Origin of the sequence: Ciceribacter sichuanensis, assembly GCF_024055605.1 — a bacterium.
GTDB lineage: Bacteria > Pseudomonadota > Alphaproteobacteria > Rhizobiales > Rhizobiaceae > Allorhizobium > Allorhizobium sichuanense.
In genome coordinates this window covers 723016-737541 of the sequence record NZ_JAMXLX010000001.1, presented here as the reverse complement: position 1 = coordinate 737541, position 14526 = coordinate 723016, and the positions used below count along the sequence as shown (strand labels likewise).

Here is a 14526-nt window from a genome sequence, read left to right as displayed (position 1 = left end):
CTCGCTCAGTCTTCGTAGTTGGCGCGAACGAGTTCGTCGAGCAGGCGAACGCCGTAGCCAGAGCCCCAGGACTGGTTGATTTCATCCGAGGGCGACGACATGGCGGTCCCGGCAATATCGAGATGCGCCCAAGGCGTATCCTTGACGAAACGCTTCAGGAACTGCGCTGCGGTAACAGAACCGGCATGGCGACCGCTCGAATTCTTCATGTCAGCGAATTTCGAGTCGATCATCCGGTCGTAATCCTTACCCATCGGCATGCGCCACAGCCGCTCGTTGGTGACGAGACCGGCGGTCAGCAGTTGCTCGGACAGCGTGTCGTCATTCGAAAACAGGCCTGCATGCAAGTTACCGAGGGCCACAAGGATCGCGCCGGTCAGCGTTGCAAGATTGATCATGAAGTCGGGCTTGAAGCGGTCGTTGCAGTACCAAAGGGCGTCCGCAAGAACGAGCCGTCCCTCGGCATCGGTGTTGATGACCTCGATCGTCTGGCCGGACATCGACTTGACGATGTCGCCGGGACGCTGGGCGTTACCGTCCGGCATGTTCTCGACGAGACCGATGATGCCGACAGCATTGACCTTGGCCTTGCGGGCCGCGAGCACATGCATCAACCCGGTCACCGCGGCAGCGCCACCCATGTCGCCCTTCATTTCCTCCATGCCGGCAGCAGGCTTGATCGAAATACCGCCGGTATCGAAAACCACGCCCTTGCCGACGAAGGCCACCGGCTTGTCCTTGGCCTTGCCGCCACTCCACTGCATCACGACGAGACGCGGCGGACGCACGGAACCCTGGGCGACACCGAGAAGAGCGCCCATACCGAGCTTCTTCATTTCCTTTTCGCCGAGGATTTCAATCTCGACGCCGAGCTTTTCGAGTTCCTTCGCCTTGGCGGCAAACTCTTCCGGTCCCAGAATGTTGGCCGGTTCGTTGACGAGATCACGGGCAAGATTGACACCATCGGCAACGGCCTGCACATCGGCAAATGCTTTCTTCGCCGCGCTGGCCACCGCCGTTACGATGGTGACCTTCACTTCCTTGTCGCCGCTCTTCCCCTCTTCGTCATCCGTCTTCTTCGACGTCTTGTAGGTGTCGAACTTGTAGGCCCGAAGCAGCATGCCGAGCGCAAAATCGGCCGCGGCCTTTGCGGTGACGTCGAGACCCGGGGCATCTAGATAGACGATGACCTTCTCCGCGCCCTTGATAGCGGCCATGGCCGTGCCGCCGGCCTTCAGCCAGTCGTGGGCGATGATCGCCTCGACTTTGCCGAGACCGAGCACCACGATCCGGTCGGCGTCGGAGCCATGAGGGGCGACAATATCCAGGGTCGACAGCGACTTGCCGGTGAACTTCGCCACCTTGGCCGCGCGTCCATAGACACCAGCGGGATCAGCCTCCTCCACCCCGGCCGGGAGATCAGCTTCAACTGTCTTCAGCAGGATCGCGACGCCGGATGAGGCGCGGTGGGATTTGGTAAAAGCGATATCGAGCTTGAGCGACATGGGCACTCCCTGAAGTCCATTAACGAAAGCAGATGGCGCGATCTTCACTTTTTCCTCGGCAAAGGCAAGGAAAACCCGACACTTGCGGGTTAACGCACAAGGCATTTCACAGCCCTCCGCATGCCCCCTTGTGAGCGCGGGCGAGTGACGCTAGTTTCCGCGGCGCTCTGCCAGCTGGCCGGGCGCCCTCTTTGCAAATGGTGCAGCCGGCTTTGACATCCAGATTGAACGCCCTCTACGACGCGATCGTTCACGACCGGCAGGCTCGCCGATGGACCATGCTCGCGCTAGCGCTGGTATTTTTGTGGTTCCTGATGCTGGCGCTTTTTCATTTCATGCCACAGCTGGATATCGCGGCATCACGCGCCTTCTTCGCACCGGAGACGTGCCCCGAGGCGAATGCCACCCGTGTCTGCGGCGGCTTTACCTATGGCCGCGACACACTTTACGCCTTCCTGCGGAGAGCCCTGTTCTACGCGCCTGCGATCGGCGTGGTGGCGCTCGTCATCGCGCTGGTCCATGCGCTTCGCCATCCCCAGGCACCCGATAGCGCCCGGCGCATCAAGAACTATGCGGTATCGCTGATTACCCTGTTGCTCGGCCCCTATGTTCTGGTGAACCTGATCCTGAAGCAGGTTTCCGAACGGCCCCGGCCCTATGAAACAGACCTGTTCGCCGGCCCTCTTCCTTTCGTTCCCGCCGGGTCCTTTGCCGGGCAATGCGACGATAACTGTTCCTTCATCTCCGGTGAGGCAGCTGGCGCAGGCTGGCTCGTATGCCTGATCTTTCTTCTGCCCGAGAGACTGCGCCCCGTCCTGGGGCCGGCAATCGTCGTCATATCCTTGGTAACTTCGGCTTTCCGGGTCGCGTTCGGCGGCCACTATCTTTCGGACGTTCTGCTCGGCTGGCTTTCGTCGCCCGTACTCTTCGCCCTGATCTTCGCCGTGTTCGAAATAACGCGCTCACGAAAAAATCAGCGATGACCACACTGAAAATTTGCACAGGGACGTCGCCAAAAAGCCGTGAGCGTCGTAGACAAGGAATGATTTCCTCTACGGGAATGGCTCCGTCTTTCCCTATTCCGGATCAGGCATGAAACTACTCGAACTCTACATCCTGCGGCGTACCGTGCAGATGTTCCTCACCGCGCTCGTGCCGGTGCTGGCGATCATCTGGACGACGCAGGTGTTGGCCCGAATCAATCTTGTAACGGACAGCGGGCAATCCGTCGGTTCGTTTATGTTGCTTGCCACATTCATCCTGCCGACCATCATCCCCGCCGTTCTGCCGTTCGCGCTCGTGATCGGGATCACCCAGACGCTGACGGCGATGAACAACGATTCGGAACTTGCCGTCATCGACGCTGCCGGCGCGCCCCGACACACCATTCTTCGTCCGGTTCTGGCGCTCGCCGCGGGCATGGCGGTCGTCTCCCTGCTGATGACGAATTTCGTCGAGCCGAAGCTTCGCGTCGGCGTGCGTGAAATGATCGCAGCCGCCTATGCGGACCTGCTGTCGACCGTCATCGAGGAAAAGAGCTTCCGCCGGATCGAGGACGGACTTTACGTCCAGATCTCCGAACGGTTGTCAGGCCGCGTGTTGAAGGGCTTGTTTGTCGCCGACTCCCGCGACCCGGCGTCCGAACTCATTTATTACGCACGCGAAGGCGCCGTGGATGAAGGCGGAGCGGCGCTTGTGATGAAGGACGGCGAAGTCCAGCGCAAGTCGCCGAACGGCGAGGTTTCGATCGTACGTTTCGATTCCTACTCCTTCGATCTATCCGACTTCTCCCAGTCCCGCGGACAGGCCCGCCTGCACGCCGGTGATCGTGACCTCGGTTTCCTGCTCAATCCCGATCAGAACGACCCCGACGTTCAGCGGAATCTCAAGGATTATCGCAGCGAACTGCATCGCCGCCTGAGTACCTGGACTTTCCCCTTCGTCTTTGCGCTGATTTCGCTCGTCATATGCAGCGATGCGCGTTCTCACCGCGAAGCGCGGCTGCATCCGATGGCAATTGCCCTCACGCTCTCGCTCGCGCTCTTCTGGCTTTCGAACTATACGGTGGAGCTTGCAGGCAACTCGCTGGCGTTCGTGCCCCTTGCCTATCTCGTTCCGCTGGGAAGCGGCCTGATTGCGGCCATCATGCTCATTCGCAGACGCCACCCGCACAAGACTTCGGTCGTGACAACCTTCCTTGCTGATCGCCTGTCGGCGGTCATGCGGCGCTTTACCCCGAAAAGTGATGCGACCGGGGGAGGCACGACATGATCAGCACCCTTGGCCGTTATTTCTTCCGGCGCTATGTCATCACAACGCTGTGGTTCTTCGCCGGCGTCATCGCGATCGCCTATCTGGTCGACTTCAGTGAGACGTCGGGCAGGTTTGCAGGCTTTACCGGTTATTCGGTTGCCGGCGTTCTGTGGCTGACAGCCCTGCGCCTGCCGCTCATCCTGCAGCAGACGATCCCGTTCATTTCGCTCTTCGTCGGCATGACGACGCTGATCGCCCTCAATCGCAAGTCCGAACTCGTCGTTGCACGCGCAGCAGGCATCTCCGTCTGGCAGTTCATGACGCCTTTCGTGCTGGGCGCCTTCGTCATCGGCCTGGCCGCGATGCTGGTGGTCAATCCGCTCGCAGCCTGGGGACAACGACAGGCTCTGCAGATCGAGGCGAACTGGCGCGAGGCAAGCGACAGACCGAAGAATACCGTCGTTCCCTGGATGCGACAGATCAGCGGAAAGTCCGACGTCATCATCGGCGCACGGACGATCGAAGAGGAGGGCACCCTGCTCAACGACGTCATCCTGATCTATTTCGACAACGATGGACGTATCGAAAAACGACAGGACGCACGCACGGCAAAATTGGAAAATGGTTACTGGAATCTTACCGACGTACTAGAGACACGCCCCGGCGAGATACAAAAGCGCCTGCCTACGGACAAGGTGGCTACCAATTTGAAGAAGGAGTTTGTCGCACAGCGGCTCGCTGAGCCTGATACCGTTGCTTTTTATGAGCTTTCTCAGAAAATTGCAGTTGCCAAATCTTTCGGTGTTTCAACCAAGGCACTGGAAACACAATTCCATTCCCTGTTGTCCCTACCCTTCCTTTTGGTCGCAATGACGCTCATAGCTGCAACCGTCTCGCTTAAATTCAGCAGGTTCAACCAGTCCCGTTCCGTGATTCTGGGTGGAATCCTGTCAGGCTTCGTGCTTTATGTTGTCACCGTGCTTGTCAAAGCATTCGGTAGCAGCGGTGTCGTGCCGCCCTTCGTTGCGGCCTGGGTTCCGGTCGTCGTGGCGATGGCACTCGGAGCGACAATCCTGCTCCACAAGGAGGATGGTTAGTGGCGGTAAAAGACCGCAAGAATATCAGGAGGCTCACCCGAGCCCTGCTGACCGGTGTAGCTTTGTGCGGCCCGCTTCTCCCAGCGGTCGACGCATTGGCTCAGAGCAGTGATTCGACGGGTTATGCCGATGTTGTCGTTCCCGAAGACGCCAAGCTTCTGCTTGCGGCTAACGAACTGACTTATGACCGTGATTCGGAACGCGTGATCGCGGCCGGCGCGGTGCAGATCAACTATGCCGGCTACCAGATGGTTGCCCGTAAGGTCGAGTATAATCAAAAGACAGGCCGGGTGCTCGCATCCGGCAATATCGAGTTGGTGGAACCGGGCGGAAACCGGATTTACGCCGAAACGCTCGACGTCACCGACAACTTTGCCGACGGCTTCGTGAAGTCGCTACGCATCGAGACGACAGACAACACCCGCATGGCTGCCGAGAGCGGCGAGCGCGTAGCCGGTACCGAGATGATCCTGCACAAGGGCGTCTACACGGCATGTCTGCCTTGCGCCGAAGATCCGAAGCGGCCGCCAATCTGGCAGGTGAAGGCTGAAAAGGTTATCCAGAACGGACAAAAGCACACGGTTCGGCTTGAGAAGGCTCGCTTCCAGCTGTTCGGCCGCACGCTTGCGGTCCTGCCTTTCATCGAAGTGCCCGACAACACGGTGAAACGCAAAACGGGCTTCCTGTTCCCGGAAATGCGGACGTCCGAAAACCTCGGCTTCGGTCTTGCTGTTCCCTATTATATCGCGATCGCCAACGACAGGGACGCCACGATCACCACGACCGGCTATACCAGCCAGGGCGTTCTGCTCGAAGGTGAGTATCGCCAGCGATTCGAGAAGGGTACGGTCACGCTACGTGCAGCCGGTATCAGCCAGCTGAATTCCGATAACTTCACGGCCGGCACCAGCGATGCCAAGCGCGATCAGCGCGGCATGGTCGCATCCAAGGGCGACTTCCAGATCAACCCGCGCTGGTCGTTCGGCTGGGACGTCATGCTGCAAAGCGACAACAACTTTGCACGCACTTACGATCTTGCCGGCCTCGACCAATCGACCCATACGAACCAAGTCTATCTGACTGGCATCGGCAAGCGTAACTATTTCGATGCGCGCGCCTTCTACTTCGACGTGCAGGACGCCGACTCCGACAGTACGGCCGAGAAAAAGCAGCCGACCGTGCTGCCATCCATCGACTACAGCTATTACGCGCCCGAACCGGTCGCGGGTGGCGAACTGTCTGCCAGGATGAACTTCACTACCCTCTCCCGCTTCAAGCAGGACGAGGAAAGTGTCGATACCAATGGCGACGACATCGACGACCTCATGCGCTATCGCGGACTTGAAGGCACGATGAGCCGTATGACCGGCGAGGTGGAGTGGAAGCGCAGCTTCACCGTACCCGGCGGCCTACAGCTCACACCATTGCTTGCAGCCCGTGGCGATGCCTTTGGCCTCGACATGAACAATCCGACCGGCTACGCGGGCGAATACAATTCCGATGCGACGGCGACACGCGCCATGCTGACCGCCGGCCTGGAGGCTCGTTATCCGATCCTGATGACGACCGCCAACAGCACCCATATCATCGAGCCGATCGCGCAGATCTATGCCCGCAATAACGAACAGCTGGCCGGTATGCTGCCGAACGAGGACGCTCAGAGCTTCGTGTTCGATGCGACCAGTCTGTTCGAACGCGACAAGTTCTCCGGTTATGACCGCGTAGAGGGCGGCACCCGCGCCAATATCGGCGTGCAATATACCGGGTCGTTCGACAACGGCTTCGGCTTGCGCGGCATCTTCGGCCAGTCCTACCATCTGGCGGGGCAGAATTCCTTTGCAACCGACGACCTCGTCTATGCGGGCGCCAATTCGGGTCTCGAAACCGATGTCTCCGACTATGTCGCAATGGCAGGCGTAGACATGCCGAACGGTGTCAGCCTTTCGACAAGCGTTCGCCTGGACGAGAAGACGCTGGAACTGCGCCGTACGGACGCCGCCATTTCCTACAGCAACAAGCGACTGCAATCCGAACTGGTATTCACCCAGCTCGATGCCCAGCCGGAATACGGCTTCACGAACGATAACCAGGCGGTCCAGACGTCGCACACGTTGAAGGTCAACGAGTACTGGTCTGTCTTCGGTTCGCTGACCTATGACATAGACGACAATGTCTTCTCGCGCAGAAGCATTGGCCTTAGCTATGCCGACGAATGCACGATCCTGACGGTGGCATTCTCAGACAAATACGATCCGGACGCGGAAGTCGCGAGCGACTGGACCATCGCCGGCCGCCTGACCTTCCGTACCCTGGGGGATATCAGGCTCGGAAGCAGCGAATAGTATCTTCCGCTGCAACCAACGCCGGAACGTCGAATTCTTGTCGACTTCCGGCGAAAGGCGGGTCTATTCGTTCGGCGTCATTGTTTTGCCGCATGGATTATGCAATCGATGCGGCAGATGTACTTTGATTGGCGGATGTATGCCCGGCGATCACGCTGACTGCATCCGAGGGAAGGAACCACAGATGACCTTTGCGAAGAAGGGGTTGCGAACCCTGCTGGCCGGCACATTGGCGCTCGGCCTTTGCGTTGGCCCCACTGCTTTTGTCGAAAACGCGAATGCTGCGAGCCAGGTGGTGGCCGTTGTCAACAAGACGGCAATCACCAACGGCGATGTTGTCCGCCGCGTCGCATTCCTCAGGCTCCAGCGCCGTAAGGGCGATCTCAACAAGCTTGCCAAGCAGGAACTGATCGAGGAAGCGCTGAAGCGTCAGGAGATCGCGCGCGTCGGCATGTCGGTCAGCACCGACGAAGTCAATGCCGCCTTCAGCCGCTTCGCGAGTTCCAATAAACTGTCCGACGCACAGCTCAACAGCATTCTTGGCCAGGCAGGTGTCGGCGCCGAACACTTCAAGGCGTATATCGCCGTTTCGATGAGCTGGCCGAGGCTGGTCAATGCTCGGTACGGCAGCAAGGGCAAGCTCTCCAATCAGGAACTGGTCAGCCGCCTGCTTGAGAACAAGCAGAAGCCGGTCACCACCGAATACTTCCTGAAGCAGGTCATCTTCGTCGTGCCTGCCTCCAAGAAGGGTATCGTGGGCAAGCGCAAGGCCGAGGCCGAGGCATCCCGCTCGAAATTCCCGGGCTGCGACGGCGCCATGGCATTCGCCAAGAACTATCTCGACGTATCCATCCGCAATCTCGGCCGCGTGCTGGAGCCGGAACTTCCGCCGGATTGGAAGCCGCTGATCGAGAAGGCCAGCGGCGGCACCACCGGAACCCGCGTCACCGAACGTGGCGTAGAGTATCTGGCGATCTGCAATCAGCGTCAGGTTTCCGACGACGTGGCTGCGGAAGTCGTCTTCCGCGCCGAGGATATCGGCAAGGAAAAGGAGACCGGTGAAAACCCGAACTCCAAAAAGTATCTCGACGACCTTCGTTCAAAGGCGCAGATTGTCGAAAACTGATTCCGGAAAACGATATGACCGCTGCCGACATGCTTCCTCTTGCCCTCAGTCAAGGTGATCCAGCCGGCATCGGGCCGGATATTGCGCTGACAGCGTGGCTCAACCGCGACCAGCATCAGTTGCCACCGTTCATTTTCATCGGCGATCCTGCGGTTCTGGCCGTCCGCGCTCGGGAACTTGAAATCGATGTCCCGATCCGTGAGACTGATGCCGCGGGTGCAGCTTCCGTCTTCTCCGGTGCCTTTCCGGTATTGCCGGTCCCTGTTGGTGTCGATGTCGTCGCCGGTGAGCCGCATGTGGCGACGGCAAAGGGTACGATAGCCTCGATCGAGACTGCCGTTTCGCTCTGCTTCGATGGCAAGGTTCGAGGCATGGTGACGAACCCGATCGCCAAATCCGTTCTCTATGAAGCCGGCTTCGGCTTTCCGGGGCACACCGAGTTTCTTGCCGATCTTGCCAAGAAGCGGACGGGCAAGACCTTCCACCCGGTGATGATGCTCGCAGGCCCGAAGCTCAAGGCTGTGCCTGTGACTATTCACATCCCGATCAAGGACGTGCCGACGGCCCTTTCCGAGGCGCTTGTCGTTGATACCTGCCGCATCGTTGCGGAAGACCTCAAGACGCGCTTCAGGCTTGCGCATCCGCGGCTTGCCGTTGCCGGGCTGAACCCGCATGCGGGTGAGGACGGCGCCATCGGTCACGAGGACCAGGACATCATCCATCCGGCCATCATGCAGTTGCGCGAGGAAGGTATCGATGCTTTCGGCCCCCTGCCCGCGGATACGATGTTCCATGATGATGCCCGTCGGCGTTACGACGTGGCGATCTGCATGTATCACGATCAGGCGCTGATCCCGGCAAAGGCGCTCGGCTTCGACGATTCCGTCAATGTGACGCTTGGCCTTCCTTTCGTGCGCACCTCTCCCGATCACGGGACTGCCTTCGGCATTGCCGGCAAGGGAATAGCACGCGAGAAAAGCCTCGTTGCCGCAATCCAGCTTGCGTCTGAAATCAGCCTGCTCACCGAAGCACAGATCTGATGGCAGCTCTCGACGGACTTCCGCCGCTGCGGGATGTAATCTCCCGCTACGGTCTCGACGCCCGCAAGGCTCTCGGCCAGAACTTCCTGCTCGATCTCAACCTGACCCAGAAGATCGCCCGCACCGCCGGTTCGCTGGAGGATGTGACGGTGTTCGAGGTCGGCCCCGGTCCGGGCGGTCTCACGCGCGCCATCCTCGCGCTCGGAGCGAAGAAGGTCATTGCCGTAGAGAGGGATTCGCGCTGCCTGCCGGCTCTCGCCGAAGTGGCGGAACACTATCCCGGTCGGCTCGAAGTGATCGAGGGCGATGCGTTGAAAACCGATTTCGAGGCGCTTGCGCCCGAAGGCCCGATCAAGATCATCGCCAACCTGCCCTACAATGTCGGCACGCAATTGCTGGTCAACTGGTTGCTGCCACGGTCATGGCCGCCCTTCTGGCAATCACTGACGCTGCTGTTCCAGAAGGAAGTCGGCCAGCGCATCGTCGCTCGCGCAGACGACAACCATTATGGCCGCCTTGGTGTGCTCTGCGGCTGGCGGACACAAGCGCATATGGCGTTCGATATACCGCCGCAGGCTTTCACGCCGCCGCCGAAGGTCACCTCCAGCGTCGTGCATCTGGTGCCGCGTGCGGAACCCCTGCCCTGCGATCCGGATAAGCTTGAGAAGGTGACACAGGCAGCATTCGGCCAGCGCCGCAAGATGTTGCGCCAGAGCGTGAAATCCCTTGGCGGCGAGGCTCTTCTGTCCAAGGCCGGGATCGATCCGGCCCGACGTGCGGAAACGCTGAGCGTCGAGGAATTCGTCAGTCTGGCGAACCAGATCTGACGCATGCCGCGCAAAGTTCGAGGCATACAGAAAAGCCAGATCTAAGGTTAAAGCGCGAATGCGAAGCCGCTTGATCGCGGCACGCGCCGACGATCAGAGCTTCGGCTCTTCCGTCAACAGTTGCTCCACGAAATTGAAGAGGCCGTAGCGGCGGTCACGACGGATACGTTCGGCGCCAACAATACTGCCCACCGCGCGAAACGCACTATCCAAATCATCGTTGACGATCACATAGTCATATTCCCGCCAATGCTCGATTTCTGAGCGCGAATTATGAAGGCGGGTGCGGATAACCTCTTCGGTGTCCTCTGCCCGGCGGTGCAGGCGGGACTGTAGTTCGGTCATGCTCGGCGGAAGCACGAAGATCGAAACGACGTCGGCCTTCATCTTCTCCTGAAGCTGGCGAGCGCCCTGCCAATCGATGTCGAACAGCATGTCCCGGCCTTCGGACATCGCCTGCTCGACCGGCTCGCGCGGCGTTCCATAGAAGTTGCCATGAACCTCAGCCCATTCCAGCAGCTGGTCGGATTCACGCATGCGTTCGAACTGCGGAATGCTGATGAAATGATAGTGCTTGCCCGCGATCTCGCTCGGCCGCTTGGCGCGCGTGGTGACGCTCACGGAAATGCCCAGTGTCGGATCGTCTTCCAGCAGGTTGCGCGCAATCGTGGACTTTCCGGCGCCGGAAGGCGACGACAGCACCAGCATCAACCCGCGCCGGGCGATCTTTACAGGCGAGGACGGGGTTACCGGGCTCATTTCCTACTCCAAATTCTGGACCTGTTCGCGGAACTGGTCGATGACAACCTTCAATTCGATACCGGCCGAGGTAACCGCCACGGCATTCGACTTGGAACAGATGGTATTCGATTCGCGATTGAATTCCTGCGCCAGAAAATCGAGCTTGCGGCCGATCGGGCCGCCCATGGCAAGCAGGTCACGCGCCGCAGTCACATGGGCCTTCAGCCGGTCGATCTCTTCGCGCAGATCCGCCTTGGTTGCGAGAAGCGCTGCTTCGGCATGGAGCCGGTCGCGGTCGAGCGAGGGGGAAGCGTCGAGAAGTGCAGCGAGCTGGGCCACCAGCTTGCGGGCGATCTCTTCCGGCTGACGGGACGGATCGGCCTCGACCTTCTGTACGAGGTCCTGGATATTCGACACGTGGTCGGAAAGCACGCGACAGAGAGCATCTCCCTCGGTCTTGCGCATATCGCAAAGGGCACGCGCCGCCTGCTCCAGTCCGGCCAGGATATCGGCGTCGCGGGCAGCGAGTGCCGCCTCGTCATCCTGGGTTTCACGAAAATCGACAAGTCCGCGGATCGCCAGCAGAGCATCGAGGCGCAGCGGTGTGGGATCGACGAGAGCTGTGCCAAGTTCGTCGCGCAGGCGCAGAACCGCGTCGAGAGCGTCGCGGTTCAGTACGGCCTCGACCCGGTTTTCGCTGACGGACACATTAAGGCCGACCTGCACGTTGCCGCGGGTCAGGTACTGCCCGAGCAACCGGCGAACTTCCGCTTCGAAACCTTCCATCCCCTGCGGCAGACGCATGCGGATGTCGAGACCCTTGCCATTAACCGAGCGCAGCTCCCAGGCCCAGCGGTATCGCCCGCTCGTGCCTTCGGCGCGGGCGAAGCCGGTCATGGATTGCAGCGCCATAGCATTTACTCCCGGCTGTGCTGTCAGTTCTTTTTCTTCTTGGGCGCCGAAGCTTCCGGCTCGCCCTCGGGCTGCCCGTCGACCGCGATGTTCGGATCGGAGCCCTTCTCCGCTTCCAGCTTGCGCCAGCGCCGTACATTGGCGTTGTGCTCGTCAAGCGTCGGGGCGAAAATATGGCCGCCGGTTCCATCGGCCACGAAGTAGAGGTCGGAGGTCTTCCACGGATGAGCGACAGCTTCAAGCGCCGCCTTGCCGGGGTTGGCGATCGGTCCCGGGGGAAGGCCCTTGATCACATAGGTGTTGTAGGGCGTTTCCTTCTGCAGGTCCGACTGATAGATCGGCCGGTCGGAAGGCTTCCCTTCGCCGCCGAAGAGACCGTAGACGATGGTCGGATCGGACTGCAGGCGCATTCCCTTCTTCAGGCGATTGATGAAGACGGAAGCGACGTGGGCGCGCTCGTCGTCCTTGCCGGTTTCCTTCTCGACGATGGACGCCAGAATGACGAATTCTTCCTTGGTCTTGATCGGCAGGTCCGGATCGCGGCGCTCCCAGATCTGGTCTACGAGCTTCTCCTGAGCCGCCAGCATCTGGCTGACGATCTCGGTACGCTTGGTGCCACGCGAATACTTGTAGGTGTCAGGCCGCAGGGTGCCCTCAATGGGCAGTTCCGACGGCAGACCGCCTTCGAGAACCGTATCCTCCGCAAGCTTGCGGAACATCTGCTGGACCGTCAGGCCTTCCGGCATGGAGACCGAATAAAGAATGGACTTGCCCGACTTCAGGAGTTCCATGATCTCCTTCATTGAGGCGCCCGCCTTGATCTCGTATTCGCCAGCCTTCAGCGTTTCGCCTTCTTCCAGATAGATATCGGAAACGTAGCGGAAGATACGGCCGTCGCTGACGATACCGTTGCGCTCAAGGTTGTTGCCGATTTCCGACGGGCCGGCGCCGCTGCGAACCACGAAATTCGTGTTCACCGTCAGCGGTCCCCGATCCTGATAGGCGGACATGACATAGTAGAAACCGGCTACGGCCGCGATGCAGACGGCGACCGCCATGGTCATGATGAAATTCAGGAAAATGACAAGCTGGCTGCGGGCCTTGCGCGAACGGCGCGGCGGAGCGGGCACCCGTTCCGGCCGAAGCGCCTCATTGGGCGACTTCGGGATGATCGGGCCTTTCGGCTGGCCTTCCGAGCCACGGCCGAAGGAAACACCGCTGTTCTGGCTATTGTCGCTCACCGGCAATCCTCTTCAGTTCGGTATCGCTGCTATCTGGCCAAGCAATGCGGCAAAATACAGGTAAGGTCACCCGTCCCTGCAAGGGACGGAGAACCTCTCTCACATCGTTTCTGGCGATCCCTGGATCGCTCAGCCTTCGTACCGGCGAAGGACCAACGATGCGTTGGTGCCGCCGAAGCCAAAGGAATTGGACAGGGCGACGTTGATGTCCCGCTTGCGGGCCTTGTGCGGCACGAGGTCGATGGCCGTTTCGACGGAGGGATTGTCGAGATTGAGCGTCGGCGGGGCGACGTTGTCGCGGATCGCCAGCGTGGCGAAGATCGCCTCGACGGCACCGGCAGCGCCGAGAAGGTGACCGATTGCCGACTTGGTCGAGGACATCGAGATCCGGGAGGCCGAATCGCCGACGAGGCGCTCGACCGCGCCAAGCTCGATCGTATCCGCCATGGTCGAAGTGCCATGGGCATTGATGTAGTCGATGTCCGACGCTTGCAGGCCGGCGCGCTTCAGCGCCATGGTCATGCAGCGAAACGCGCCATCGCCATCCTCGGACGGAGCCGTGATGTGGAAGGCGTCGCCCGACAGACCGTAGCCGACGACTTCGGCGTAGATCTTGGCACCGCGAGCCTTGGCGTGTTCGAGTTCTTCCAGGACGACGATGCCGGCACCCTCACCCATGACGAAACCGTCGCGGTCCTTGTCGTAGGGACGGGAAGCGCGCGTCGGGTCGTCATTATGCTGGGTGGACAGCGCCTTGCAGGCGGCAAAACCGGCCAGCGAGATGCGGCTGATCGGAGATTCGGTACCGCCGGCCACCATCACATCGGCATCACCGAGCGCGATCAGGCGAGCGGCGTCGCCTATGGCGTGTGCACCGGTCGAGCAGGCGGTAACGACAGAATGATTGGGACCGCGCAGCTTGTGGCGGATCGAGACCTGGCCGGAGGCGAGGTTGATCAGGCGACCCGGAATGAAAAAGGGCGAAAGACGGCGCGGGCCCTTGTCGCGCAGAATGAACCCTGCCTCGACGATGCCCTCGAGACCGCCGATGCCCGAACCGATCAGAACGCCTGTGGCGCACTGCTCGTCATCCGTCTTCGGATGCCAGCCGGCATCCTCCAGCGCCATATCGGCAGCTGCGATCGCGTAAATGATGAAGTGGTCGACCTTGCGCTGCTCCTTGGCTTCCATCCAATCGTCAGGATTGAATGTGCCTTCACCTTCGCCGGTCGGAATACGGCAGGCGATCTTCGCCGGCAGATCTTCGACTTCGAATTCGGTAACGCGGCGCGCACCGCTCTGGCCATCCAGAAGACGCGACCAGGTCAGTTCAGTTCCACATCCCAGAGGAGATACCATGCCGGTACCGGTGATAACGACACGTCTCATCGTCCGTAGCCCACCCCACTCTTGCAGCCGATGCCATTTGAATACAGTAAGGC

At 60.3% G+C, this 14526-nt stretch carries 12 protein-coding genes; 7 read left to right on the top strand and 5 right to left on the bottom strand.

What is annotated here, in order from left to right; translation table 11 throughout:
* Window positions 1-5 precede the first annotated feature (5 nt).
* Window positions 6-1505: a leucyl aminopeptidase gene (locus NBH21_RS03565; RefSeq protein ID WP_250912558.1), complete on the bottom strand. Its 1500-nt coding sequence runs from the start codon at window positions 1503-1505 to the stop codon at window positions 6-8.
* A 212-nt stretch (window positions 1506-1717) separates the two neighbouring features.
* Between NBH21_RS03565 and NBH21_RS03560 the strand changes: the two genes are divergently transcribed.
* The 7 genes from NBH21_RS03560 to rsmA all read left to right on the top strand — a co-directional run bounded on the left by NBH21_RS03560 (window position 1718) and on the right by rsmA (window position 10190).
* Window positions 1718-2488, top strand: a complete 771-nt coding sequence (locus tag NBH21_RS03560; protein ID WP_250912557.1) for a phosphatase PAP2 family protein — start codon at window positions 1718-1720, stop codon at window positions 2486-2488.
* 109 nt (window positions 2489-2597) lie between these two features.
* Window positions 2598-3776 (top strand): LPS export ABC transporter permease LptF, encoded by a 1179-nt coding sequence (lptF, locus tag NBH21_RS03555; RefSeq protein WP_250912556.1) that lies wholly within the window; start codon window positions 2598-2600, stop codon window positions 3774-3776.
* Complete coding sequence (gene lptG, locus NBH21_RS03550; protein ID WP_250912555.1) at window positions 3773-4855, top strand: LPS export ABC transporter permease LptG; 1083 nt, start codon at window positions 3773-3775, stop codon at window positions 4853-4855. The genes lptF and lptG overlap by 4 nt, the downstream gene beginning before the upstream one ends.
* On the top strand, window positions 4855-7197 hold the full coding sequence (locus tag NBH21_RS03545) for an LPS-assembly protein LptD (protein WP_425340371.1): 2343 nt from the start codon (window positions 4855-4857) through the stop codon (window positions 7195-7197). Before lptG ends, NBH21_RS03545 begins: the two co-directional genes overlap by 1 nt.
* Before the next feature lie 184 nt (window positions 7198-7381).
* Complete coding sequence (locus NBH21_RS03540; RefSeq protein ID WP_250912554.1) at window positions 7382-8323, top strand: SurA N-terminal domain-containing protein; 942 nt, start codon at window positions 7382-7384, stop codon at window positions 8321-8323.
* Window positions 8324-8337: 14 nt separating this feature from the next.
* Window positions 8338-9363 (top strand): 4-hydroxythreonine-4-phosphate dehydrogenase PdxA, encoded by a 1026-nt coding sequence (gene pdxA, locus NBH21_RS03535; RefSeq protein WP_250912553.1) that lies wholly within the window; start codon window positions 8338-8340, stop codon window positions 9361-9363.
* Window positions 9363-10190 carry a 16S rRNA (adenine(1518)-N(6)/adenine(1519)-N(6))-dimethyltransferase RsmA gene (gene rsmA / locus NBH21_RS03530; RefSeq protein WP_250912552.1) on the top strand — a complete coding sequence of 276 codons (828 nt, stop codon included), beginning with the start codon at window positions 9363-9365 and terminating at the stop codon, window positions 10188-10190. The genes pdxA and rsmA overlap by 1 nt, the downstream gene beginning before the upstream one ends.
* Window positions 10191-10283: 93 nt before the next feature.
* Here rsmA and gmk read toward each other — a convergent pair whose 3' ends face one another.
* The 4 genes from gmk to fabF all read right to left on the bottom strand — a co-directional run bounded on the left by gmk (window position 10284) and on the right by fabF (window position 14473).
* Entirely contained in the window at window positions 10284-10949 is a 666-nt protein-coding gene (gene gmk / locus NBH21_RS03525) for a guanylate kinase (protein WP_250912551.1), read from the bottom strand.
* A gap of 3 nt (window positions 10950-10952) precedes the next feature.
* The gene (locus NBH21_RS03520; RefSeq protein WP_250912550.1) at window positions 10953-11843 is read right to left on the bottom strand and encodes a YicC/YloC family endoribonuclease; all 891 of its coding nucleotides are present in this window, start codon (window positions 11841-11843) and stop codon (window positions 10953-10955) included.
* Window positions 11844-11866: 23 nt separating this feature from the next.
* Window positions 11867-13084: an endolytic transglycosylase MltG gene (gene mltG, locus NBH21_RS03515; protein WP_250912549.1), complete on the bottom strand. Its 1218-nt coding sequence runs from the start codon at window positions 13082-13084 to the stop codon at window positions 11867-11869.
* A gap of 129 nt (window positions 13085-13213) precedes the next feature.
* Complete coding sequence (gene fabF, locus NBH21_RS03510; protein WP_099057312.1) at window positions 13214-14473, bottom strand: beta-ketoacyl-ACP synthase II; 1260 nt, start codon at window positions 14471-14473, stop codon at window positions 13214-13216.
* Between the last annotated feature and the right edge of the window lie 53 nt (window positions 14474-14526).